We start from the raw sequence: 24319 nt of genomic DNA on the forward strand, positions 1-24319 counted from the left end.
GTGCTCGCGTGGCCCAGGTGCTTTGCCGGAGTCCTGGTGGAGTCCTGGTGGAATACCTCGTGGAGTACTACGGGGGCAGAGCCCGGCGCGTGGCCCAGCGGTCAGCGGGCCACGTCCATGCGCTGGGTGCCGATGACCGACAGCAGCCGCAGCGCCTCCTCGGAGGGCGATCCGGGGTCGGCAGTGTAGATGACGACTTGCTGGTCCCGGTCCGTGATGTCGAGGACGTCGCAATTGACGCTGACCGGGCCGACCAGCGGATGTTGGAAGGTCTTGCACAGCGTGGGCTCGGCGCATACGTCACGGGAGGCCCATAGCAGGGCGAACTCCTCACTTCCGGCGAGGAGTTCCTCCACCAGCTCGCTCACCTCGGGGTCGTCCGGGTAGCGGGCGGCGGTGGCGCGCAGCCGCTGGGCCGAGCTGCGGGCGAACGCGTCCGCGTCGGACACCCCGTACAGCCGCCGCCCCTCCCGGTGCGGCCCGAGGAAGACCCGGCGCACGAGATTGCGATCGCGCCGCGGCAGGGCGGAGAAGTCCTCCATGAGGGCAGCGGCCAGCGCGTTCCATGCGATGACCTCGTACGTCGCGGACATCACGATCGCAGCGGCCTGCGGCAGCCGGTCCAGCAGGTCGACGATGGACTGCCGCACCTGGCGCGAGGGTCCGGGCGGCGGGCCCGGGGGCGCGCCGGCCAGGTGGTGGAGGTGGTCGCGCTCGGCGTCGGCGAGGCGCAGGGCGCGGGCGAGTCGGCCAGCACTTCGCGGGACGGACGCGGGGCGCGGGCCTGCTCCAGCCGCGCGCGTGTAGTACTCGGTCGAGTTGACTTCTCCCCCTCCTGAAGGAGGGGGATTCTCACGGCTCGGGCCGTGAGGGTTTCTGCTTCGTCGCCGACTGCCCGCCCGGAGTTCTCCGTTGAGGTCTTACACCGGCTCCACAGACAGACACGGCCAGCCCGGCCGCCAGAAGGTTCTTCGCCGCGTTCACGTCCCGATCATGGGTCGCCCCGCAGCCCTCGCACGTCCAGGTGCGGACGTGAAGCGGCATCTTCTCCCGCAAGGTGCCGCAGGTGGAGCACAGCTTGGAGGAGGGGAACCAGCGGTCGACCGCGATCACTTCGCGGCCGTACCACTGGGCCTTGTACTCCAGCATCGTGCGGAACTCGCGCCATGCCGCGTCGCTGATCGCGCGGGCGAGCGTGCCGTTCTTCACCATGTTCCGAACGGTCAGGTCCTCGATCACGACCACTTGGTTTTCGTGGACGAGTCGAGTGGTGAGCTTGTGCAGAAGGTCACGCCTGCGGTCGCTGATACGGGCGTGGATGCGGGCGACCTTCCGCCGGGCCTTGGCCCGGTTGGCCCCATCCCCCTTGGCCTTGCGAGACAGCTCCCGCTGGGCGCGGGCGAGCCGGGCGCGGTCGCGACGCTCATGCCTCGGGTTGGCGATCTTCTCCCCGGTGGAGAGAGTCAGCAGGTGGTCCAGACCGACATCCACCCCGACCGCCTGACCAGTGACCGGGAGGGGCTTGACGGCGGGGTCCTCACACAGCAGGGAGACAAACCAGCGTCCCGCACTGTCCTGGGACACGGTCACTGTCGAAGGGCTCACACCCTCGGGAAGCGGACGAGACCACACGATATCCAGCGGTTCCGCCATCTTGGCGAGGGTAAGCCCGTCGTTGCGGAAGCGGAATGCGCTGGTGGTGTACTCGGCGGACTTCCGCGACTTCTTCTTCGACTTGAAACGCGGGTACTTGGCCCGCTTGCCGAAGAAGCTGGCGAACGCCGTCTGCAAGTGCCGAAGCGCCTGCTGGAGCGGAACCGAGGAGACCTCGTTCAGGTAGGCCAGTTCCTCGGTCTTCTTCCACGCCGTCAGCATCGCGGATGTGGCGTTGTAGTTGACCCGCTCCTGTCTGGCCCACGCCTCCGTGCGGGCGGCCAGGGCCATGTTGTAGACCTTGCGCACGCACCCGAACGTGCGCGAAAGCTCCGCCGCCTGCGCATCCGTCGGATAGAAGCGGTACTTGAACGCCCGCTTCACGTGAGTGGCCATACCTCACACACTATCGCATCACCTTGTGACACTCTGCGAGCAGTTGGCGGTGGACAACGAATCGCCCTGGCGGCGATTCATCTCTCCCATACTCACCGCAACTCAGGCTTTCCAGGCTGCTGGACATTTTCGGGCAGATTTTGACACGGTGAAGGGCACCGGCCCATTAATCGAACATGTGGCCGATGCTTCATGGGGGTCCAGCCTTGTCATCCGCCCGCCTCGACCAGGACGCCGCAGCCTTCTACGCCGGACAGAGTGCTTTCTCCGATCCCGGCGCCCACGCCCCGCTCTACGCCGACCTGCCAGACGATCCGGCCGAACTCGCCCGTGTGGCACGCGACCTGGTGATCCACCGTTGGGAAGGCGAGCTGTTCCGCTGGGCCATTCCGGAGGATCGCCTGCACAACGACGCCGAGACGCGCTATGTCGACGAAATCTGCCGCATCGTCATCGAGCGGAACGACGCCCCGCTGACGCGGCGACGCGAGGCCGGCGACCGCTTCGTCGGCATCTGCCGCGACTTCGCGCTGCTGTACTGCTCGTTCCTGCGCCACGCGGGCATCCCCGCCCGGCAGCGGTGCGGCTTCGCCGGCTATGTCGGCGCGGACGGCTTCCACGGCGACCACGTGGTGACCGAGTACTGGGACGACGAGCGGGGCTGGCTGCTCGCCGATCCTCAGTTGGCCGACCCGATGGTCGTCGACGCATGGAAGGTGGACTTCGACCCGATGGACGTGCCGCGCGACCGCTTTCTGGTCGCGGGCAAGGCGTGGCGGGCCATCCGGGCGGGCGAGGCGGACCCGAAGACCTTCGGGCTCCACCCGCCGGAGGAGGGGCCGCTTTTCGGGGAATGGTTCGTCGCGCACTCCCTCCGGCTCGACCTCGCCGCGCTGAACAAGGTGGAGACGCTCCAGTGGGACATCTGGGGAACGGGAACGGGCGACTATATGGAGGTGACGGACGCCCTCCGTGCACTGCACGACCGGGCCGCGCTGGTGGCGGGCGACGACGTGCCCTTCAGCGCCGCACGGAAGCTGTTCGAGGGGGAAGCGGGGCTGCGGACGCCCAAGACAGTACTGTCGTTGGCGCCGTTCAACGGTCCGAGGGAGGTCACACTCCGCTGAAGCGCTCCTTCGCCTCACCCTGACCGGGCGCGCCCCCGGATCGGCCGCCTCCCGAGGTTCGGCGTGCGGTGGTGGGGTACGTACCGGGATCTACGACGTGCCAACGGAGCCGCTGGAACCAGCGGTCGGGGGAAGACATGGATCCCGCTGCCATAGCCGCCCGCCTCGCCTTAGCCGCCGACTCGGGCGCCGCCGCTTCGACCGCCGTGGCCCCGATCGTGGAGGAGCTGTTCGTACGGGAGGGGCCGGGGGCGGGGCCGGTGGACCGGCCGGTGAGAATCAGTGGGCTGGTGTCGTTCCAGGGGGACGCGCGGACGCTGACCGAGCGGGATCTGACCGGGCTGGCGGCCCGGCTGGTGCGCGAGGTGCTGGGGGCGGTGGCGCCCGGTGAGGCGAAGCCGGCCGGCGACGAGGGGCGGGCCGTGGTCGACGCGCTCGCGCGCACGCTGCACGCCCTGGGGACAGTGGACCTGAACGACGTCCAGGCGGTCCGGCTGGGGCCCGAGCGGTTCGCCCGGCATCTGGCGGTGGCCGCGCCGGACGCCGGACGTGATCTGTCCGCGGGCGCCGCCCGGCTGCACGGCGCGCTGCTGGAGCTGGCCTGCCTGCACATGCTGCGGTTCTTCACCCGGCGGTCCGCGTTCGTCGCCCGGGCGCTGGCCGACTCCGGCGGTCGGCAGAGCGAGTCGGCCGCAGACACCACATCCACCACCACGTCCACCACATCCGCCACGTCCGCCGACGACGCCGCCTTCGAGGAGCGGTACGCGCACGACATCGTCACCGGCCACGACCACCTCACCATCTACGGCATCGACCTGGCGCACTCCCCCGACAGCTGGCCGCTGGACAGCGCGTATCTGAGCCTGGAGGCCGAGACCGACGCGGGCCCCTCCGCCCCCGCCGATCAGGCGCTGTCGGGGCGGGAACGGGTGCTGCTGCGCGGCGTGGCGGGCTCCGGCAAGACGACACTGGTGCAGTGGCTCGCGGTGTCCGTGGCGCGCGGGGAGCTGCCTCAGGAGCTGGAGGGGCTGCGCGGCCGGGTGCCGTTCGTTCTGCAGGTGCGCCGCTTCGGCCGGGACGGCTTTCCCGGGCCGGCGGACTTCCTGGCCTCCGTACGCCATCCCCGGGCGGGCGGGCAGCCGGCCGGGTGGGCCGAGCGGGTGCTGTCGGCCGGGCGCGGGCTGCTGCTCGTCGACGGGGTCGACGAGGTGCCCGAGGAGGACCGGGAGCGGCTGCGGCACGCGCTGCGCCGGTCGCTCGCCCGCTATCCGGGAAATGTCTGGCTGGTCACCTCGCGCCCGTCCGCCGTACGGGAGAACTGGCTGGCTTCGGAGGGATTCACCGAGCTGAGACTCGCGCCGCTCAGCCGTGAGGGCGTGGCCGCATTCATCCAACGCTGGCATGCCGCGGCGCGGGAGGACGCGGCGGCGGACCTGGATCGGCTGGACGCGTACGAGCAAACGCTGCTGGACGCGGTCCGGATTAACCGGGAGCTGGGGCGGCTGGCCACGAATCCGCTGATGTGCGGGTTGATCTGCGCACTGCACCGGGACCGGCGCGGCTATCTTCCGCGCGGCCGCAAAGCGCTCTACGACGCGGCTCTTTCCATGCTCCTGGAACGCCGTGATCGCGAGCGCTCCATGCCGCCGCCGGACGGAATCGATCTCACTCAGGAACCGAAGATCCAGCTGCTGCAGAAGCTCGCGCGCTGGATGCTCGTCAACGGCAGGGCGGAAATGGACCGGCCGACCGCCGTCTCCACCCTCGCCCAGCACCTTCCGGCGATTCCGCATGCGGCACAGCAGGGCGGCCCGGAGGAGATCTACCGTCATCTGCTCAACCGCACCGGACTATTGCGCGAGCCCGCGCCGGGCGCGGTCGATTTCGTGCACCGGACCTTCCAGGACTATCTGAGCGCGAGAGCGGTCGTTGAACGGCATGATTTCGACTTCCTGATCGAACACGCCCACCAGGACGACTGGGAAGAGGTGATCAGAATGTCGGTGGCGCTGGCCCGGCCCGATGAATGCGCGTACATCCTGGACGGCCTGATCGCCGCCCGGAAAGGATCGCGCCCGGTACAGGCGCGCCATCGGAAACTGCTTGCGGCGGCCTGCCTGGAACACGCGACCGAGCTGGACCCGGAGGTACGCGCCCGGGTGCACCGCTATACCCGGGATCTGGTCCGCCCGACCACCTTGGAAGGGGCCCGGGCGCTCGGCTGGATCGGCCCCATCGTGCTGGAAATGCTGCCCGATCCGACAGTTGCCTCGGACGAGGAAGCGCACCGGCTGGCCGTCACCGCGACCTCGATAGCCGACGACCGGGCCATCGACTATCTCGTCCGGCTGCGGGACCGCACTTCCTGGGCCGTACGCTCCGAGCTTGCCAGCGCCTGGCGGCGTTATGACACCGACCGCTACGCCGATGAAATCATCGCCCATCTCGATGAGCGGGAACTCGACTTTCCGGTGTCGAATCTGGAGGAGCTGCACGCCCTGCGGCGCCTCGGCGGGCGCCCCTGCGTACAGATAGCCGGGGCCTTCACCCCGCGCCGGCTGGTCGAGGGCCTGGTCGCCGACCGGCTGACCGAGCTGTGGCTCGCCTATGACCTGGGGACGCATCTGGACCTGCAGTGGCTGGCCGCCTTCCCCCGGCTGCACACGCTGCGGTTGAGCTCCCGCAACGCCGGGGTGACCGGGGTCCCCGAGGGCGTACAGGTCATCGTGACGGGGCCCTGAGGGGTTGCCGGCCCGAGGGCCGCGCCGAAGGGGGCCGCCGCAGCCCCGCCAGGGCCCCAGGAGGGCTTTCAGGAGCCTTCCTGGGGGTTTATGAAACGAGGCTGCCCCGGGAGGCCGTGTGAACGGTCCGGGGCAGCCTCTGGACGCTCCGCGTGACTCCTGGGTGGGAGGTCGGGCGGGAGGTCACGCCTCCTTGCTGAGGTTCGGGCCCGCGCCGCCTGCCGCGGACTCGATCGGCGGGGTGTCCGGCAGGGCCGACTTCTCCTCGCCGCGGAAGGTGAACTTCTTCTCCTCACCCTCACCCTCGGTGTCCACGACCACGATGTGACCGGGGCGCAGCTCGCCGAAGAGGATCTTCTCCGACAGCACGTCCTCGATCTCGCGCTGGATGGTCCGGCGCAGCGGCCGGGCGCCCAGCACGGGGTCGTAGCCCCTCTTGGCGAGCAGCTTCTTGGAGTCACCGCTGAGCTCGATGCCCATGTCGCGGTCCTTGAGCCGCTCGTCCACCTTGGCGATCATGAGGTCGACGATCTGGATGATGTCTTCCTCGCTGAGCTGGTGGAAGACGACCGTGTCGTCGACACGGTTGAGGAACTCGGGCCGGAAGTGCTGCTTGAGCTCCTCGTTGACCTTCGCCTTCATCCGCTCGTAGCCGGTCTTCACATCGCCCTGGGCGGCGAAGCCCAGGTTGAAGCCCTTGGAGATGTCCCGGGTGCCGAGGTTGGTGGTCATGATGATGACCGTGTTCTTGAAGTCCACGACCCGGCCCTGGGAGTCGGTCAGGCGACCGTCCTCCAGGATCTGCAGCAGCGAGTTGAAGATGTCCGGGTGGGCCTTCTCGACCTCGTCGAAGAGGACCACGGAGAACGGCTTGCGGCGCACCTTCTCGGTGAGCTGGCCGCCCTCCTCGTAGCCCACGTATCCGGGCGGGGAGCCGAAGAGCCGCGAGACGGTGTGCTTCTCGCTGAACTCCGACATGTCGAGCGAGATCATCGCGTCCTCGTCGCCGAACAGGAATTCGGCGAGGGTCTTGCTGAGCTCGGTCTTACCGACACCGGACGGGCCCGCGAAGATGAACGATCCGCCGGGGCGCTTGGGGTCCTTCAGACCCGCACGCGTACGCCGGATGGCCTGGGAGAGCGCCTTGATGGCGTCCTTCTGGCCGATGACGCGCTTGTGCAGCTCGTCCTCCATGCGCAGCAGACGGGAGGACTCCTCCTCGGTGAGCTTGAAGACCGGGATGCCCGTGGCCGTGGCCAGGACCTCGGCGATCAGCTCCTCGTCCACCTCGGCGACGACGTCCATGTCGCCGGCCTTCCACTCCTTCTCGCGCTTCGCCTTGGCGGCCAGGAGCTGCTTCTCCTTGTCGCGCAGGCCCGCGGCCATCTCGAAGTCCTGCGAGTCGATCGCGGACTCCTTCTCCCGGCGCACATCGGCGATCTTCTCGTCGAATTCGCGCAGGTCCGGCGGTGCGGTCATACGGCGGATACGCATCCGGGAGCCGGCCTCGTCGATCAGGTCGATCGCCTTGTCCGGCAGGAAGCGGTCCGAGATGTAGCGGTCGGCCAGGGTGGCGGCCGCGACCAGGGCGGAGTCCGTGATGGAGACGCGGTGGTGCGCCTCGTAGCGGTCCCGCAGGCCCTTGAGGATCTCGATGGTGTGCGGCAGCGACGGCTCGGCGACCTGGATGGGCTGGAAGCGGCGCTCCAGGGCCGCGTCCTTCTCCAGGTACTTGCGGTACTCGTCGAGCGTGGTCGCGCCGATGGTCTGCAGCTCGCCGCGGGCCAGCATGGGCTTGAGGATGCTCGCGGCGTCGATCGCGCCCTCGGCGGCGCCCGCACCCACCAGGGTGTGGAGCTCGTCGATGAACAGGATGATGTCGCCGCGCGTGCGGATCTCCTTGAGCACCTTCTTCAGGCGCTCCTCGAAGTCACCGCGGTAGCGGGAGCCCGCGACCAGGGCGCCCAGGTCGAGGGTGTAGAGGTGCTTGTCCTTGAGGGTCTCGGGCACCTCGCCCTTGACGATGGCCTGGGCCAGGCCCTCGACGACCGCCGTCTTGCCGACGCCGGGCTCGCCGATGAGGACCGGGTTGTTCTTGGTGCGGCGCGAGAGCACCTGCATGACCCGCTCGATCTCCTTCTCGCGCCCGATGACCGGGTCGAGCTTGGATTCGCGGGCGGCCTGGGTGAGGTTGCGGCCGAACTGGTCCAGGACGAGCGAGGTGGAGGGGGTGCCCTCCGCCGGGCCGCCGGCCGTGGCGGCTTCCTTGCCCTGGTAGCCGGAGAGCAGCTGGATGACCTGCTGCCGGACCCGGTTCAGATCGGCGCCCAGCTTCACCAGGACCTGGGCTGCGACGCCCTCGCCCTCGCGGATCAGGCCGAGCAGGATGTGCTCCGTGCCGATGTAGTTGTGGCCGAGCTGAAGGGCCTCGCGGAGCGAAAGCTCCAGGACCTTCTTGGCACGGGGGGTGAAGGGGATGTGCCCGGACGGGGCCTGCTGGCCCTGGCCGATGATCTCCTCCACCTGCTGGCGGACCGCCTCGAGCGAAATCCCGAGGCTCTCCAGGGCCTTAGCGGCGACACCCTCACCCTCGTGGATCAGGCCCAGGAGGATGTGCTCGGTGCCGATGTAGTTGTGGTTGAGCATCCGGGCTTCTTCCTGAGCCAGGACGACAACCCGCCGCGCGCGGTCGGTGAACCTCTCGAACATCGTTAATCGCTCCTCAGAGCGGTCAGGCAGTAAGGGGGCGCTCCCCTCTCTGTCCTTCCGCAGCTTAGTCCCGCAAGCGGGGACCGCTCATTCCAACTGCCGACACCCGTCCGGATCACCCCCCCGCTCTCGCGAGGAAGGCAGCCCGATGGCTCCGTTTCCCCGAACAGCCGACAACAGCTCCAACCCGATGGTGCGAGACGATGTTCCCGCAGGCCAGGCATCTACGCCCGCCGCCACTACGCCCGTGGCGAACGCGACCGCCTCCCGGCCCGTGGACCGCCCCTCCCACTAGGCATCTCTTACCCGCATGGGCTGACACTCCATGCGGCGCGAGCCAGTTCCCTCCGCTACGGGCGAACAACCTTGCGCCCGTTCACCACTCCCGTCAGCCCCCTGGTGGGCACGCCGTGTGCACATGTCGCGACACTGAGCAAACCTGGAAGCGCGTGACTTCTCGTGACGTCACGTAACTTTCGAAGAGGGACGCAGTTGCTCCGGGCATGGCCCTTACGACCCCGGACTCCCCGGCCTCGGGCGCCCCGGCTGCGGGCAGCCTCGCCGCCCCCGCCGCGCTGGGCGCGTGGGCTCAGTGGTACGAGAACGAGCTGGAATGGCCGACGACCGGCAGCGATCCCGTCGAACTGCTCACGGGGGTGCGCTTCGACGTACTGGAGCTGCCGGCCGACGCCGGTTTCGCCTTGCTGCGGCGCGTACCGCGGACCGGTCCGGTCGCGGTGGAGGGCCCCAGAATGCGGCTATTGGTGGCCGCGAGCAGCGCCGACGAGCTGCCGGGGCTGCTCGACTGGCTGGAATGGGGCGGTATCCCCCTCGATCTGACCGCGATCGGTGCGGGCGGCCGGATCACTGCACCGTGCCCCTCCTCCCGGCCGTCTCGGACGGCGCTCGGAGAACCAAATCCGCAGGAGGCCGCCGTATGGCTGCGACCTCCCGAGCCGGGGGGCGGGGTGGAGCCGACGCTGCCGGTGGCAGGGTTCGGGGGCGATGGGGACGCCCCCGATCTCGTACGGCTCGTGGGCGCGGCGGCCACGGAGTGCCACCGTGCCCGGTTGTTGCGCGGTCGACTGCTGCCGGGACAGCGGGGAGCCCGGCGAGCCGGAGAAGCAGAAGAAGGTGACGCGCTCAGGCGTTGGCCTTCTCGTATGCCTCACGCACAGTCGCCGGAACACGCCCGCGGTCGTTGACCTCGTAGCCGTTCTCCTTGGCCCAGGCGCGGATCTTCGCGGTGTCCTGACTGCCGCCGGTCGTCACGCGCGCCGCCTTGCCGCGGGTGGCGGCCGCGCGGCCACCGGTGCGACGGCCGCCCTTGGTGTAGGGCTCCAGGGCCTCACGGAGCTTGTCCGCGTTGTCCGTGGTGAGGTCGATCTCGTAGCTCTTGCCGTCCAGCGCGAACGTCACAGTCTCGTCCGCCTCGCCGCCGTTGAGGTCGTCGACAAGAAGGACCTGAACCTTCTGTGCCATGGGGTTCCTTTCCGAGAAACCGGGGAGCTCGGGCCGCAGCGTTAGGCGCTGATGTCCCCACCCCCCAGGTAATTACACTACGGGAGAATAGGAAACCGCTTTTCCCGGAAAAACACAAACCCCCCGGGAAGGTTCGGTCGATGGACCACAGGGGAACCCTCTGTTCCGGAGCTATGTGATAGGGGAGCGATTCGGACATAGGGACCGCGATCACAGTTGCAGGAGCATCCGGCTGTTGCCAAGGGTGTTCGGCTTCACCCGTTCGAGACCCAGGAACTCAGCGACGCCCTCGTCATAGGAACGCAGCAGCTCGCTGTAGACATCACCATCGACCGGCGTCTCGCCGATCTCCACGAAGCCGTGCTTGATGAAGAAGTCGACTTCGAAGGTGAGGCAAAAAATGCGCCGTACGCCGAGCCAGCGCGCCGTTTGCAACAGCTTGTCGAGCACCAGGTGGCCTACACCACTGCCCTTCACGGCGGGATCCACCGCGAGAGTGCGAACCTCCGCGAGGTCTTCCCACATGACATGCAGTGCCCCGCAGCCAATGACCTCCGCGTCGCCGTCCCGCTCCGCCACCCAGAACTCCTGGATGTCCTCGTAAAGCGTCACCGTCGCTTTGTCGAGGAGGATGCGATCAGCCACGTAGAGGTCGATGAGGCGGCGCACGGCCCTCACATCTGAGGTCCGGGCGCGGCGGACGGTGACTGCTTTAGATTGAGCCAAGGACATGCTTGGACGCTATCGCCGCTGTCATCGCCTCGACTCACCGGGGCTCTCACCGGGCTCTTCGAGTTGGACGACGCGCATCGCATCTCGCAGCGCATCTCGCTGCTCTTCAGACATCATCCCGAAGAACGCGACGAGCGCGGCGGCCGGGTTGTCACTCGCGGACCATGCCTCGTTCATCAGTGCGGCCGAGTAGGCGGCGCGGGTGGAGACCGCGGCATATCGATAGGCGCGCCCTTCCACCTCACGGCGCAGCCAGCCCTTCTGATGGAGGTTGTCCATTACGGTCATGACCGTCGTGTAGGCGATCGAGCGTTCCTGCTGAAGGTCTTCCAGGACTTCCCGGACTGTGACCGGGCGGTTCCACTTCCACACCCGCGTCATGACCGCGTCTTCGAGATCTCCCAATGGCCGAGGCACACGTGAATAATAGTGGGAGATGTCTCGAATGTCGGGTTCATGCGCGCGAAAAAGGGCGTACATCCCGAGATGTTGTCATCCCGGGACGTACGGCCCCATAGGCTCCGGGCGGATCAGGAAGTGCTGGACCGCGCCTGCTGCTCGGCTTCTGCGCGGGCGAGCGCCGCGTCCACCGCGGCGTCCTCTTTGGCCTTGTTGGCACCGCCCTGGCTCTTCACGATCGTCACAATCAGCGCGGTGAAGGCCACGGCCATCACCACGGGCGGGACCAGCGCGGAGATGTAATCCATGGCTGTCGCTCCTTCTGGCTCGAGCTGACTCGAGGCCTCCAGATCTCGAGGCCTCCAGATTACGGGGTGCGCCGGCCCCGGCTCAGGCCGGGACCCGCCCGAGCCGGGAGTCGCTTTCCGGCGGCTGGGCCGGGCGGCGGCGCTTGGGCGGGAAGACCTCCGCGGGAGTGGGCACCGGACGACCCGGGCGCGGCGCCCTGCGGCCCGGTTCGCCACGGCCGGGTTCGCCACGGCCCGGTTCGCGGCGCCCCGGCTCGGCACGCGTCGGCTCGGCACGCTTGGGTTCGCCGCGCTTGGGCTCGCCTTTCTTGGGCTCGTCTCTTTCGGGCTCGCCTCTTTCGGGCTCACCTCTTTCGGGTTCGCCTCTTTCGGGTTCGCCTCTATTGGGCTCGTTCTGCTTGGGCTCACCCTTCTTGGGTTCGCTCTGCTTCGGCTGCTCGCGCTTGGGGTCGGCTTGCTTGGGGTGATCGGCTTGCTTGGGCTCACCCTGTGCCGGCTCGCCCTTCTTGGACTCACCCTTCTTGGCCTCACTCTGCTTGGGCTCACCCTGTGCCGACTCGTCACGCTTGGGCTCCTCGCGGCTGCCGCCGTGGCTGGGGGCGGACGGCTTCCTGCGCGGTTCCCGGCCGGGTTCGCCGCTCTCCTGCACCGCCCCGGCGCCACCCGCGGGGGCTCCACCGGGCAGCACCCTCAACCGAACCGCCGAGGATCGGCCGTCGCGGGCCCGCAGGGCCCCCGCCGCGCGCTCCGCGAGCCGAGCCCGTACACCCCGCTCGGCGAGCCGCTCACAGTGGCGCAGCAGGGTGCGGCGGCGCTCGGCCTCGCCGGTCCCGGCGGCGGACCGGCACAGCTGGCGCAGCGCGGCCAGGTCCTCCGGAAGCGGCTCGTAGCCGGCCGCCAGGACGCCTTCGAGCTGGTCGAGGTAGCCGACGGCGGCACCGGGGAGGGCGGCGCGGTAGCGGGCGAGCTCGTCGAGCAGGAAGGCTCGCAGCCGCCCGCCCTCGCGGACCGCTTCGTCCACGGCCTCGGCGAGGCGGAGGCAGTCCCGGACCTCCTCCGTCCGGTCCGGGCCCCCGTGGCCGGGGGAGAGTGTGACGGGATGGGGCTGGAGGGCGATGGCGAGGGCGCGTCGGAGCACACGCAGCTCATCCGCACTGAACGCCATTCCTCCGCGGGATCCATATGGCGTGGGCATGGGCCGACTTTAAGTGCTAAGCGGACAAAATTCGTTGAGCGCGGGCCAGTGCGGCGCGTTGCGGAAAGGTGCGGTGCGTTACGGAAAGGCAGGGAACGCGCGGAAGGCGCGGGACGGCGCGGCGGGCCCGGAGGGTATGACCGGCACGGGGAGGGAAGAGAGACGGGCGCGGGGGTAGCGCGGGCGGGCGCGGGACAGTGCCGCGGGGCACCGGAAGGCACCGCCGGCGCGGCCGGCCCGGCTGACACGGCCGGACGGCCGGCACGACAGGCACGGCCCAGACTGCAGGCACACCCCAGACGGCAGCCGCAGACCGTACGGCCAGCACAGCAGGGGTGACAGGCGCAGCAGGCCCCCGTCGCGCCGACGCCCCCGGCCGTGGCTGCTCTCTGTGCGAGCAGGCCGGCGGCCGGGGGCGTCGGGGGTGCCGGAGTGCCGGAGTGCCGGGGGCACCGGGGGTGTGTCAGCCGCGGGTCGCTCGGCGGCGGCGGGTGACGACGACCGCGGCGCTGCCCAGTGCGAGCGCCGCCGCGGCGCCGCCCGCCATCAGGCTGATGCCGCCCGCGCCGGTCAGGGCCATCGTGCCGCCGGTGGAGCCGCCGTCGGAGGAGCCGCCGCTCGTGGCGCCGTCACCGGAGCCGCCGGAGCCGGACGTGCCGCCGTCCTGTGAGCCGGAAGTCGAGCCGGACCCGGAGCCGCTGGTCGAGTCATCCGTGTCGTCGCCGCCGGTGGAGGACCCGCCGGAACCGCCGGACGCGCCCTTGAAGGTAATCTTCGCGGTGTCGTTGGCGGAGTTCGGGTCATTGGTGCTGAAGCCCGCCGGACCGTGGACCAGCTTGACGGTGCCGGTGGCGTTCCTGTCGGCGTCCTTGGCGATCTTCACGCCGAGGCCGTACAGCTGGCCCTCGCCGGGCAGCTCGGTCGATGCCTCGGGGCACAGATAGCGGCGGTGGCCCGGCTCGAACTTCTTGGTCTCGGTCTCGCTCACATACGTCAGGCACTCGCCGGTGGTGTCCTGGTCCGGCTCTTCGTCGATTCGGTTGGTGAGCCCGGTGACGCCTTCGGGCAGCGTGATGTCGGCGTACAGGAGCGGCTTGCGGTCCTTGCGGTACGCGGCAGCCGGGCCGTCGTTGGTCAGCCCGAACTTCAGCCCGCCCGTGGTGCCGTTGTCGGCCTCCGGGTCGATGGCGCCGCCCACGGCGCGGAAGTCGGCGTGGTTGTCGGTGCGGAGGGAGACGCTGCTCTTGCCGTCGGCCTCGAAGTCACCGCCGGAGGTGGTGGTGAAGCCGACCGGGGACCCGGTGCCGGGGGTGCCGTTCGGGTTCTCTTCGCTGCCCGCCGGGACGGCCTCGACCTCGTAGTCGATCCACGGGGCCAGGGCGGCCTTGGTGACCTTGACGGTCAGCGGGGTGCTGAGCTTCGCGGACTGGCCCGGTTCGATGGCCGTGTCGATGGAGCAGTAGACGCGCGCGGAGTCGTCCCACTCGGAGTCGAAGCGGCAGTTCTTCGGCTTCGAGGTGAATACGACGCCGGGCACGCTGGTCAGCTGGATGTCGACGCGCTCGGCCGGCAGATTCCCGGTGTTCCGCACCGCCAGGGGCAGGTCCACAGTGGAGCCGGTCTTGAGGCCGTCGCGGTCCGGCAGTTTGCTTACGACCAGTTGGGGCGAGCCGACCACGACCTTGGAGGAGTCCTTGTCGTCGGTCGCGCCGTCGGCCGTCACCTCGTAGCTGATGGTGCCGGAGGCGCCGGGCTTGGCGCCGGAGTCGGCGGTGAGCGTGAACGGCTCCCAGGGGCCGTGGAGGTTGCCGTTGTCGAGGCAGGTGACGACCGCGCCGGAGGCGGTGCACTGCTCGTTGTTCGCCTTGATCGTCGCGACGCCCTCGAGGCCACTCGCGTCGATGACCATCTTGGCGTTCTTCGGCAGGGGGAATTCGGCCCCGCCGTCGGCGAACGAATAAGTCACGCTCGGGGCGACGGCACCCTGGCCGTCGGCCGCCGATGGGAGGGCGATGTGCGCGGGGGCGAGGATCTCGGCCCAGGGCTGGGTCGGCTCGTCCTCCGCGTATGCGGCGGGCACGCCGACGGCCGTACCGAGCGCGATCACCGCCCCGGCGGCCGCCATGTGAATGGTTTTCCCCTTATGCCACATGCGTCCCATGCCTATCTCGCGATTGCCCAACCACCTTCGCTCGCCAGACGGTTCAGCTGACCGGATGGTTGCCCTCCGGTGAACGGAAAGTTGTGAGCAGGGGTTAGGAAGGGGAGAGGCAGGAGGGGGAGGGGTGGAAGGGGGTGAGGCGGGGGCGGGATCAGCCCCGCGAGACGTTGCGCTCGTACACCAGACGCAGGCCGATCAGGGTCAGCCACGGCTCGTGCTCGTCGATGACCGAGGACTCGCCCAGCACCATGGGGGCCAGGCCCCCGGTGGCGATGACCGTCACATCCTCGGGGTCGTCGGCCAGTTCGCGCGCCATCCGCCGGACCACGCCGTCGACCTGGCCGGCGAACCCGTACAGGATGCCGGCCTGCATCGCCTCGACGGTGTTCTTGCCGATGACGCTGCGCGGCCGGGCCAGCTCGATCTTGCGTAGCTGCGCGCCACGCACGCCGAGCGCCTCGACCGAAATCTCGATGCCCGGCGCGATCACCCCGCCCACGTACTCGCCGCGCGCGCTGACCGCGTCGAAGGTCGTCGCCGTGCCGAAGTCGACGACTACACAGGGGCCCCCGTACAGCTCGACGGCGGCCAGGGCGTTGATGATCCGGTCGGCGCCGACCTCCTTCGGGTTGTCCATCAGGATCGGCACACCGGTCTTCACCCCCGGCTCGACCAGGACGGAGGGCACATCCCCGTAGTAGCGGCGGGTCACCTCGCGCAGCTCGTGCAGGACGGAGGGGACGGTGGAACAGATGGAGATGCCCTCGATGCCGTCGCCCAGCTCCTCGCCGAGCAGCGGGTGCATGCCCATCAGACCCTGCAGGATGACGGCCAGCTCGTCGGCGGTGCGGCGGGCGTCCGTGGAGATCCGCCAGTGTTCGACGATCTCGTTACCGTCGAACAGGCCCAGCACGGTATGGGTGTTTCCCACGTCGATGGTCAGCAGCATGGTCAGTTCGCCCCGGCCTCGCCCTCGGCCTCACCCTTGGCCTCTTTTTCGGCCCCTTCTGCTTCGGCCCCTTCTTCTTCGGCCTCGCGCAGGTCCAGGCCGATATCGAGGATCGGGGAGGAGTGGGTGAGCGCGCCGACCGCGAGATAGTCGACGCCCGTCTCGCCGTACGCCCGCGCGGTCTCCAGCGTGAGGCGGCCCGAGGACTCCAGGGCGGCGCGGCCCGCGACCAGCTCGACGGCCTGCCGGGTCTGCGCCAGGGTGAAGTTGTCGAGCAGGATCAGGTCCGCGCCCGCGTCGAGCACCGGCGGGATCTGGTCCAGGGTGTCGACCTCCACCTCCACGTCCACGTCCGGGAACTCGGCGCGCACGGCCTTGAACGCCTGCGCCACGCCGCCCGCCGCGACCACATGGTTGTCCTTGACCAGGGCCGCGTCCGACAGCGACATACGGTGGTTGACGCCGCCGCCGCAGCGCACCGCGTACTTCTCCAGCACGCGCAGCCCCGGGGTGGTCTTACGGGTGTCACGGACCTTCGCCTTGGTGCCCTCCAGGGCGTCCGCCCAGGCGCGGGTCGCGGTGGCGATGCCGGACAGCCGGCACAGCAGGTTGAGCGCGCTGCGCTCGGCGGTGAGCAGGTCGCGGGTGCGGGTGCGGACGGTCAGCAGCTTCTGGCCGGGGGCGACCCGGTCGCCGTCCTCGACATGCCGCTCGACCTCGAACTCGTCGGTGCAGACGATGGACAGCACCGCCTCGGCGACGCGCAGCCCGGCGACGGTGCCCGCCTCGCGGGCGGTGAAGTCGCCGGTGGCCATGGCGTCCTCGGGGATGGTGGCCACGGTCGTCACATCCACGCCGTTGTCGAGGTCCTCCTCGATCGCCATGTGCGCGATGTCCTCGACCTTGACGGGATCGAGCCCGGCGTCGGCCAGGAGCTGGGCGAGGTCGGGGTCCAGGCCGCACTCCATCGGATCGAGGTCGTACGCCTCGTCGTCGGCGCCACAGCCGCACGCGTCACCGCAGCCGGGGCCCCCGCCGGGGAGGCCGATCTGCAGCAGCGGGAGGGCCACTGGCTGTGGGCGGTCGTCGGGGGTGCTGCTCACGGGTGGGACTCCGTCTTCGTTCGGGGGGTGGTGAGTGGGGGGAACGCCCCGGTGGTGGGGGATGCCCCGGTCGCGGGGAACGCCTCGGTCGCGGGGAACGCCTCGGAGTCCGTCGTACGGACGTCCAGCGTGTCGTCCGGACGCAGGGTGACCAGGAGGTGCCGGCGCCAGGCCGGGTCGTCCCGGTCGGGGCGGTCCTCGCGCCAGTGGCAGCCGCGGGTCTCCTCGCGGCGGAGGGCTGCGCCCACCAGGACGCGGGCGACGAGGAGGAGGTTGGTCGCCTCCCAGGTGTCGACCCCCGGCTCGGCGGTCTTGCCGTCGCGGCGCAGCGTCTCGGCGGCCTCATCGTGGACCTGCTCCAGCTGGGCGGCGGCGTGGGCCAGGCTCTCGGCGGACCGCAGCACCCCGGCCCCGGCGGTCATGATCCGCTGGATGGTGTACCGGGCTTCGGGCGGCAGCAGCGGCCCCTCGGTCATGATGGCGGCCCGGGCGACGAGCGCCTGGGCGACAGGGGGCTGCTCTGCCTGAGGGGGCGGGGCTGAGGTGATGTCCTCGGCGATGCGCTCCGCGAAGACCAGGCCCTCCAGGAGGGAGTTGGACGCGAGCCGGTTCGCGCCGTGGACGCCGGTGCAGGCGACCTCGCCGCAGGCGTAGAGCCCGGGGACCGTGGTGCGGCCGCTCAGGTCGGTGCGTACGCCGCCGCTCGCGTGGTGCGCGGCGGGCGCCACCGGGATGGGCTCGGTGACCGGGTCGATGCCGTGGGCGCGGCAGGCGGCGAGGATGGTCGGGAAGCGCTGCTCCCACATCCGCGCGCCGAAGTGGCGGGCGTCCAGGTACATGTGCTCGGCGCCCTGCTCGAGCATCCGCCGCAGGATGCCCTTGGCGACGATGTCGCGGGGCGCGAGCTCGGCCAGTTCGTGCTGCCCCTGCATGAAGCGGACGCCGTCGGCGTCGACGAGGTACGCGCCCTCGCCCCGCACCGCCTCCGAGACCAGCGGCTGCTGCCCCTCCGCCTCCGGGCCCAGCCACAGCACCGTGGGGTGGAACTGCACGAACTCCAGGTCGGAGACCTCCGCCCCGGCCCGCAGCGCCAGGGCCACGCCGTCGCCGGTGGAGACGGCTGGGTTGGTGGTGGCGGAGAACACCTGCCCCATGCCGCCGGTCGCGAGGACCACCGCGCCCGCGCGCACCGCGCCGACGCCGTCCCGCTGCCCCTCGCCCATGACGTGCAGGGTGACGCCCGCCGCGCGGCCGGACGCGTCCTTGAGCAGGTCGAGCACCAGCGCGTTCTCCACGGTCTCGATACCGGCCGCGCGCACCGCCTCGACCAGCGCCCGGGAGACCTCCGCGCCGGTCGCGTCGCCGCCCGCGTGCACGATACGGCGGCGGTGGTGGCCGCCCTCGCGGGTCAGCAGGATCTCGCCGGTGTCGTCGTCGGCGTCGAACCGGGCACCGGTGCCGATCAGTCGGCGTACGGCGTCGGGGCCCTCGGTGACCAGCGTGCGTACGGCCGTCTCGTCGCAGAGCCCGGCGCCGGCGACCAGGGTGTCGTCGAGGTGCTGTTCGGGGGTGTCGCCCTCGCCGAGGGCGGCCGCTATGCCGCCCTGGGCCCAGCGTGTGGAGCCGTCGTCGAGGCAGGCCTTGGTGACGACGGTGACCGTCGCCCCGGCGGCGGCGCAGCGCAGCGCGACGGTCAGGCCGGCGACGCCCGAGCCGACGACCACGACGTCGGCCTCGATGGCCCAGCCGGGTGCCGGGGCACGCAGGGCCGTGCCGACGGCCGTCGGCTTCTTCTCTTGGATCATCGCGCGGCTCCGAACCACAGGCGGACGTTGTCTATCAGGCGCGTGGTGCCGACCGTGGCGGCGACGGCGAGGACGGCCTCGCCGGTGTGGTCGTCGGGGACCTCGCTGAAGTCCGAGGGGTCGACGAGCGCCAGATAGTCGAGGGTGAGGGGTGGTTGGAGGGGGGCCGCCTCGTCGATCACCGCGCGCGCGGTCGACCGGACCGCCTGGGGGGAGGCTACGGAGGGGGGTCCCGCGTCCCGCCCCGCGTCGCGGCCCGCGAACAGCGCGCGCGACAGGGTCAGGGCGGTGCTGCGCTCCTGCGGCGACAGGTAGCGGTTACGGCTGGAGAGCGCGAGGCCGTCGGCCTCCCTGACTGTCGGAGCGCCGACGATCTCGACGGGGAAGTCCAGGTCGAGCACCATGCGGCGGATCACGGCCAGCTGCTGGGCGTCCTTCTCTCCGAAGAACGCGATGTCCGGGCGGGTGAGGTGGAGCAGCTTGGCCACGACGGTGAGCACCCCGTCGAAGTGCCCGGGGCGCGAGGCGCCCTCGTACCGCTCCCCCATGGCCCCGGCGGTCATCCGCACCCGCGGCTCACCGCCCCGGTACACCTCCTCGACCGGCGGGGCGAAGACGATGTCCGCGCCGGCGGCGGCCGCGACCTCGAGGTCGGCGTCGAGCGTGCGCGGATAGCGGTCCAGGTCCTCGCCCGCGCCGAACTGCAGGGGGTTGACGAAGACGGTGACCGTCACCACGCCCTTGGCGCCGACCCGGGCTCGGGCCGCGCGTATGAGGGAGGCGTGTCCTTCGTGGAGCGCGCCCATGGTCATGACGACGGCGACGCGCCCCGGGGTGGCGAACTGCGCCAGGGCGGCGTCGAAGTCGGCGCGGCTGGTGAACAGCTCCACATCGGGCTCGCCGGGGCCGGCCTTGTGCCACAGCTTCGGGCTCACGATCCCGCCCCTCCCAGGCCGGGGACGTCGGAGACGTCCGAGAGGACGCCCAGCAGGTCTTCGGCGAGCTCGGGCTTGAGCAGCCCGGCGGCGAGCGCGCGGTCCGCGGTCGTACGGGCCATCGCGAGGTAGCTGGGGACGGCCTGGGGCGCGTGGCGGTGCAGCTCGGCCACATGGGCGGCGACGGTGCCGGCGTCGCCGCGCGCGACCGGGCCGGTCAGCGCGGCGTCGCCGCTGCGCAGGGCGTTGTCCAGGGCGGCGCCCAGCAGCGGGCCGAGCATCCGGTCGGGAGTGCCGACCCCGGCGGCGCGCAGCAGGTCCATGGCCTCGGCGATGAGGGTGACCAGGTGGTTGGAGCCGATGGCGAGGGCGGCGTGGTAGAGCGGCCGGGCTTCCTCGGCGATCCACTCGGGCTCGCCGCCCATCTCGATGACCAGCGCCTCGGCCGCCATACGCAGCTCTTCGGGGGCGGTGATCCCGAAGGAGCAGCCCGCGAGCCGTTGGACGTCGACGGGGGTGCCGGTGAAGGTCATGACGGGGTGCAGCGCGAGCGGCAGCGCCCCGGCGCGCAGGGCGGGGTCGAGCACGGCCGTGCCGTACCGCCCGGAGGTGTGGACGAGCAGCTGCCCGGGGCGCACCGCGCCGGTCTCGGCGAGGCCGCTGACCAGGTCGGGCAGCGCGTCGTCGGGGACGGTCAGCAGGACCAGCTCGGCCCGCGCCAGCACTTCGGCGGGCGGGACGATCGGGACCTCGGGGAGCAGCGCGGCGGCCCGGCGCACGGAGGCGTCGGAGACGCCGGACGCGGCGACGGGGCGGTGCCCGGCGAGCCGCAGCGAGGCGGCAAGGGCGGGGCCGACCCGACCGGCGCCGACGACCCCGACGGTGAGCCGGGCCGGGCGGTCCTGCGGCTCGGGAAGTGGATGTGCGTTCACTCGACGACGGCCTTCCGTTCCAGTCCTCAGGGGGTACCGGACGATTCCCCGCCATGCTACGCGAGTGCTTCCGGATGATCCGATCCTGTCCCCCGGGCTGTGGAAAACCCCGTGGCCCGCGCGAGCGCGGCTACGACATGCTCGGCCCATGACAGACGGAACGGAGCAGCCGGAACAGCAGGGGCGGCCGGAAACGGCACGGGCCCGCAGGCTCGCGGCGTGGCACGGCTCGACGCGGGCGCTGACCAGCCTCGCGGTGGGTAGGGGGTACCCCCAGCGGTAGCTGGGGGAGGATCGGCGAGCGGCTGGCCCGGCTGACGGCCGACGCGGCCGGGGCGTACGACCTGGACGACTGGCTGGACTTCTACGGGGACGGGGTCGTCGAGAAGCTGGAGCGGCGGGTCGCCGAGCTGCTCGGCATGGAGGCCGCGGCCTTCTTCCCCACCGGCACTATGGCCCAGCAGATCGCGCTGCGCTGCTGGGCGGGGCGCACCGGCAGTCCGGCCGTGGCGGTGCATCCGCTCTCGCATCTGGAGGTGCATGAGCGCGACGCCTATCTGACGGTGAGCGGGCTGCGCGCGGTGCGGCCGACGAGCGAGCCGCGGCTGCCCACGGCCGACGAGGTCCGGGAGCTGGACGAGCCCTTCGGGACGCTCGCCCTGGAGCTTCCGCTGCGCGACGCGGGCTTTGTGCTGCCCACCTGGGACGAGCTGACCGCCGTGGTGGAGGCCGCGCGGGAGCGGGAGGCGGTGGTCCACTTCGACGGGGCGAGGCTGTGGGAGTGCACCCCGCACTTCGGGCGTGAGCTGTCGGAGATCGCCGCCCTCGCGGACTCGGTGTATGTGTCGTTCTACAAGTCGCTGGACGGCATTTCGGGGGCCGCGCTGGCCGGGCCCGAGGCTCTGGTGGAGGAGGCCAAGGCATGGCGGCACCGGTACGGCGGGCAGGTGTTCCAGCAGTGGCCCGCGGCGCTGGCCGCGCTGGCCGGCCTGGACCGCGACCTGCCCCGGCTGCCGTCGTACGTGGCGCACGCCAAGGTCGTGGCGAAGGCGCTGGACGAGGCGTTCACGGCCGCCGGGGTGGCCTGGTTCCGGGTGTATCCGCGGGAGCCGCACATCCACCGGTTCCAGGTGTGGCTGCCGTATCCGGCGGATGACCTGGACGAGGCGGGGCTGCGGCTGGCGGAGGAGACGCGGACGACGCTGTTCGGCCGGTGGTGGGAGCCGGGGCCGCCGGGCCTGGCCATGACCGAGGTGACGGTCGCCTCATCCGCACTGGAGTGGACGGCGGACGACGTCGCGGCCGCGGTCGTCGCCTTCCTGGAGCGGATTCCGCGGGGTGGCCGGGCGGTCGGCTGAGGTGACCGCCGCCTCGCCCGCCGCCCGGCGGCGGGCGAAGAGGGCGGCCAGCCGGGCGCGTACGGCCCGCCGGGCCGCTCCACGCGCCGGGCGCTCCTCGCCCACCGCGCGGACGTCGCGGTACCGGCTCAGCTCGCGGATGGTGCGCCAGTCGCCGGGGCGGGGCGCCGGCGGGGCGGGTTCGCCGCGCCGGGCGGCGCGGTACAGGTCCAGTGCGTACTGCTCGGTGAGGCTCATGGCACGAGGCTGCGCCCGCCCCCGGCCGCCGGTCGCCTCGATTGACGATCGCCGTCAAGCGACGTCGGAGGCCGTCGGCGCGGACCGCACCATGGGAGCCATGGCCAACGTCATCGACATCACCGGGCTGCCGCCCGAGCGCATCGTCTTCAGCCCCTCCCCGCTCGCCGAGCTGGGCGCCGCGCTGCACGTGCTGTCCGGGCCCGGCCACCACCCGGGGCTGCACAACTGGGCCACCGCCACGGCCGCGGGCCTCAAGCCCGACCTCGCCGACCGGCTCCACGAGGCGGACTTCCTGTGGCTCTACTCCCGCTCCGACCTGCTGCTGCCCGCCGAGCCCGGGGCGACGCTCGCGGAGGAGCTGGACGCGCTGGACCGGATCGACGACGAGACGTTCGTGGCGGCCGCCTTCGAGATCGCCTGCTCCCCCACCTCGTATGCGCTTCCCACGCCGTCGCCGCTGGTCGACGCGGGCGAGCGGGCACGGGTGCGAGAGCTGGCGGCGGCTCGTGGACCGAAGCAGGCCGCGTTCGTCGACCGGATGCTGGAGGACCCGGCGGGGCTGCGGGTCTGGCTGCGCCGCCTGCTGGAGGACTGCGACCAGGCGTTCTTCGCGGACACCTGGCGGCGGGTGCGGATCCAGCTGGCCGCCGACGCCCGCCACAAGGGGGAGCTGCTGCGGCGCAAGGGACTCGGTGAGGCGCTGGCGGCGACGTCGGCCGCGTTGTCCGTGGTGCCGGGCGAAGGCGGGGCACAGCGCATCCTCGTGGACAAGCTCGCCGGGGGCGGGACGACGGCGGCCGGCCAGGGGGTCACCTTCATCCCGACCGCGTTCGGCTGGCCGCATCTGCTCGTGGTGTACGCGCCCCGCTGGCGTCCGGTGATCCAATACCCGGTCGCGGCCCCGGAGCTGCCGCCGCCCGCCGCGCTGGAACTGGTCAAGCGCCGGATGGACGCGCTTGCCCACCCGATGCGGATGCGCATGTGCGAGAGCCTCGCCCGAGGCCCGCACACCCCCGGCGAGCTGGCCGAGAGGTGCGGCATCACCCCGCCGGAGGTCTCCCGCCACATCGCCGTCATGAAGAAGGCGGGGCTGCTGACCACCCGCCGCCGCGGCCGGTACGTGCTGCACCAGCTGGACCTGTCGGCGGTGGCGCGGCTGGGCAGCGACTTCCTGGAGAGCGTTCTGAGGTAGCGCGACCCCCGGTGTCGGAGCGGCCGGACGTCAGGGTGGCCGGACGTCAGGGTGGCCGGGCGTCAGTGCCGGGAGCCGCCGCCCGGGCCCTGGGCCCGTACCAGCCCCGACTCGTACGCCATGACCACCACCTGCACCCGGTCGCGCAGCTCCAGCTTGGTGAGGATGCGGCCCACGTGGGTCTTCACGGTCGCCTCGGAGAGCACCAGGCGCGCCGCTATCTCGCCGTTCGACAGCCCCTGCGCGACCAGCAGCATGACCTCGCGCTCGCGGTCGGTCAGCCGCTCCAGCTCCGGGCGGGCCGATCCGCCGGCCGCGCCCGGCAGCAGCGGCGCGAAGCGGTCCAGCAGGCGGCGGGTGGTGCTGGGGGCGACGACCGCGTCGCCGCTGTGCACGGCGCGGATCGCGGCGAGCAGCTCGCCGGGCGGCACGTCCTTGAGCATGAAGCCGCCCGCCCCGGCCTTGAGCGCCGAGAAGGCGTACTCGTCGAGGTCGAAGGTGGTCAGGATGAGCACCTTGGGCGCGTCCTTCTGCGCGCAGATGCGGCGGGTCGCCTCCACCCCGTCGAGCCTGGGCATGCGGACGTCCATGAGGACGACGTCCACCTCGGCGGTGCGCAGCACCTCCAGGGCCTCCGCGCCGTCGCCCGCCTCGGCGACGACCTCCATGTCGGGCTGGGCCGCGAGCACCATCCGGAAGCCGGTGCGCAGCAGCACTTGGTCGTCGACGAGCATGACGCGGATCGGCATCCGGTCGGGTCCCTTCCCTCGGTTCCCTCAACGAGCGTTCCCTCAGCGAGCGGGTCTCGGTGAGCGGGTCTCGGTGAGCGGATCACGGTGAGCGGATCACGGTGTGCGTGGTGACACTACTGACCGGCCGCGCGGCCGGTCGGTGCGGCC

Annotated in this window: 21 protein-coding genes and 1 pseudogene; 6 read left to right on the forward strand and 16 right to left on the reverse strand. The window is 71.2% G+C overall.

All coding sequences use genetic code 11. From position 1 onward, the window contains the following. Positions 1 to 101: 101 nt before the first annotated feature. Together PV419_RS21765 and PV419_RS21770 are read right to left on the reverse strand one after the other, a co-directional pair. Positions 102 to 856, reverse strand: a pseudogene (locus PV419_RS21765) (transcriptional regulator). Next, positions 853 to 2049, reverse strand: a complete 1197-nt coding sequence (locus PV419_RS21770; protein WP_319691359.1) for an RNA-guided endonuclease TnpB family protein — start codon at positions 2047 to 2049, stop codon at positions 853 to 855. Before PV419_RS21770 ends, PV419_RS21765 begins: the two are co-directional and overlap by 4 nt. A 206-nt stretch (positions 2050 to 2255) precedes the next feature. Here PV419_RS21770 and PV419_RS21775 point away from each other — a divergent pair, with 206 nt between their 5' ends. Both PV419_RS21775 and PV419_RS21780 read left to right on the forward strand, forming a co-directional pair. Continuing rightward, a complete protein-coding gene (locus PV419_RS21775) occupies positions 2256 to 3176 on the forward strand; it encodes a transglutaminase domain-containing protein (RefSeq protein WP_319691361.1) in 921 nt (306 codons plus the stop codon). A gap of 137 nt (positions 3177 to 3313) precedes the next feature. Continuing rightward, positions 3314 to 5920 (forward strand): NACHT domain-containing protein, encoded by a 2607-nt coding sequence (locus PV419_RS21780; protein WP_319691363.1) that lies wholly within the window; start codon positions 3314 to 3316, stop codon positions 5918 to 5920. Positions 5921 to 6103: 183 nt separating this feature from the next. On the opposite strand, the gene PV419_RS21785 is transcribed toward PV419_RS21780, so the two are convergent. Continuing rightward, entirely contained in the window at positions 6104 to 8629 is a 2526-nt protein-coding gene (locus PV419_RS21785; protein WP_319691365.1) for an ATP-dependent Clp protease ATP-binding subunit, read from the reverse strand. Positions 8630 to 9132: 503 nt separating this feature from the next. Between PV419_RS21785 and PV419_RS21790 the strand changes: the two genes are divergently transcribed. Then, complete coding sequence (locus tag PV419_RS21790; protein ID WP_319691367.1) at positions 9133 to 9834, forward strand: SCO3374 family protein; 702 nt, start codon at positions 9133 to 9135, stop codon at positions 9832 to 9834. Here the strand turns inward: PV419_RS21790 and PV419_RS21795 are convergent. The 11 genes from PV419_RS21795 to PV419_RS21845 all read right to left on the reverse strand — a co-directional run bounded on the left by PV419_RS21795 (position 9773) and on the right by PV419_RS21845 (position 20630). Next, positions 9773 to 10111, reverse strand: a complete 339-nt coding sequence (locus PV419_RS21795; protein WP_319691369.1) for an Lsr2 family protein — start codon at positions 10109 to 10111, stop codon at positions 9773 to 9775. The two genes, PV419_RS21790 and PV419_RS21795, sit on opposite strands and share 62 nt — an antisense overlap. Positions 10112 to 10321: 210 nt before the next feature. Further along, positions 10322 to 10843 carry an amino-acid N-acetyltransferase gene (locus PV419_RS21800; RefSeq protein WP_319691371.1) on the reverse strand — a complete coding sequence of 174 codons (522 nt, stop codon included), beginning with the start codon at positions 10841 to 10843 and terminating at the stop codon, positions 10322 to 10324. Between the two features lie 21 nt (positions 10844 to 10864). Beyond that, on the reverse strand, positions 10865 to 11323 hold the full coding sequence (locus PV419_RS21805) for a BlaI/MecI/CopY family transcriptional regulator (protein ID WP_319691373.1): 459 nt from the start codon (positions 11321 to 11323) through the stop codon (positions 10865 to 10867). Between the two features lie 50 nt (positions 11324 to 11373). Beyond that, a complete protein-coding gene (locus PV419_RS21810; RefSeq protein ID WP_319691375.1) occupies positions 11374 to 11550 on the reverse strand; it encodes a hypothetical protein in 177 nt (58 codons plus the stop codon). An 82-nt stretch (positions 11551 to 11632) separates the two neighbouring features. Continuing rightward, positions 11633 to 12688 (reverse strand): hypothetical protein, encoded by a 1056-nt coding sequence (locus PV419_RS53330; RefSeq protein ID WP_415925361.1) that lies wholly within the window; start codon positions 12686 to 12688, stop codon positions 11633 to 11635. 520 nt (positions 12689 to 13208) lie between these two features. Continuing rightward, the gene (locus tag PV419_RS21820) at positions 13209 to 14870 is read right to left on the reverse strand and encodes a hypothetical protein (protein ID WP_319691377.1); all 1662 of its coding nucleotides are present in this window, start codon (positions 14868 to 14870) and stop codon (positions 13209 to 13211) included. 187 nt (positions 14871 to 15057) lie between these two features. Further along, complete coding sequence (locus PV419_RS21825) at positions 15058 to 15855, reverse strand: type III pantothenate kinase (RefSeq protein WP_319691379.1); 798 nt, start codon at positions 15853 to 15855, stop codon at positions 15058 to 15060. Between the two features lie 2 nt (positions 15856 to 15857). Continuing rightward, a complete protein-coding gene (nadC, locus tag PV419_RS21830; RefSeq protein ID WP_319691381.1) occupies positions 15858 to 16958 on the reverse strand; it encodes a carboxylating nicotinate-nucleotide diphosphorylase in 1101 nt (366 codons plus the stop codon). After that, complete coding sequence (locus PV419_RS21835) at positions 16955 to 18763, reverse strand: L-aspartate oxidase (protein ID WP_319691383.1); 1809 nt, start codon at positions 18761 to 18763, stop codon at positions 16955 to 16957. Before PV419_RS21835 ends, nadC begins: the two co-directional genes overlap by 4 nt. Then, a complete protein-coding gene (gene panC / locus PV419_RS21840; protein ID WP_319691731.1) occupies positions 18760 to 19647 on the reverse strand; it encodes a pantoate--beta-alanine ligase in 888 nt (295 codons plus the stop codon). Before panC ends, PV419_RS21835 begins: the two co-directional genes overlap by 4 nt. A 47-nt stretch (positions 19648 to 19694) precedes the next feature. Next, positions 19695 to 20630 (reverse strand): Rossmann-like and DUF2520 domain-containing protein, encoded by a 936-nt coding sequence (locus PV419_RS21845; RefSeq protein WP_319691385.1) that lies wholly within the window; start codon positions 20628 to 20630, stop codon positions 19695 to 19697. Positions 20631 to 20778: 148 nt separating this feature from the next. Between PV419_RS21845 and PV419_RS21850 the strand changes: the two genes are divergently transcribed. Then, positions 20779 to 20913 (forward strand): hypothetical protein, encoded by a 135-nt coding sequence (locus PV419_RS21850; RefSeq protein ID WP_319691387.1) that lies wholly within the window; start codon positions 20779 to 20781, stop codon positions 20911 to 20913. 136 nt (positions 20914 to 21049) lie between these two features. Continuing rightward, on the forward strand, positions 21050 to 21988 hold the full coding sequence (locus PV419_RS21855; protein WP_319691389.1) for a threonine aldolase family protein: 939 nt from the start codon (positions 21050 to 21052) through the stop codon (positions 21986 to 21988). Here the strand turns inward: PV419_RS21855 and PV419_RS21860 are convergent. Further along, positions 21896 to 22225, reverse strand: a complete 330-nt coding sequence (locus PV419_RS21860; RefSeq protein ID WP_319691391.1) for a hypothetical protein — start codon at positions 22223 to 22225, stop codon at positions 21896 to 21898. The two genes, PV419_RS21855 and PV419_RS21860, sit on opposite strands and share 93 nt — an antisense overlap. 100 nt (positions 22226 to 22325) lie before the next feature. Between PV419_RS21860 and PV419_RS21865 the strand changes: the two genes are divergently transcribed. Then, positions 22326 to 23420: a DUF5937 family protein gene (locus PV419_RS21865; RefSeq protein WP_319691392.1), complete on the forward strand. Its 1095-nt coding sequence runs from the start codon at positions 22326 to 22328 to the stop codon at positions 23418 to 23420. 62 nt (positions 23421 to 23482) lie between these two features. On the opposite strand, the gene PV419_RS21870 is transcribed toward PV419_RS21865, so the two are convergent. Beyond that, a complete protein-coding gene (locus tag PV419_RS21870) occupies positions 23483 to 24169 on the reverse strand; it encodes a response regulator transcription factor (RefSeq protein ID WP_319691394.1) in 687 nt (228 codons plus the stop codon). Between the last annotated feature and the right edge of the window lie 150 nt (positions 24170 to 24319).

Source organism: Streptomyces sp. ME19-01-6, assembly GCF_033793745.1.
In the GTDB taxonomy this organism is placed as follows: Bacteria; Actinomycetota; Actinomycetes; order Streptomycetales; family Streptomycetaceae; genus Streptomyces.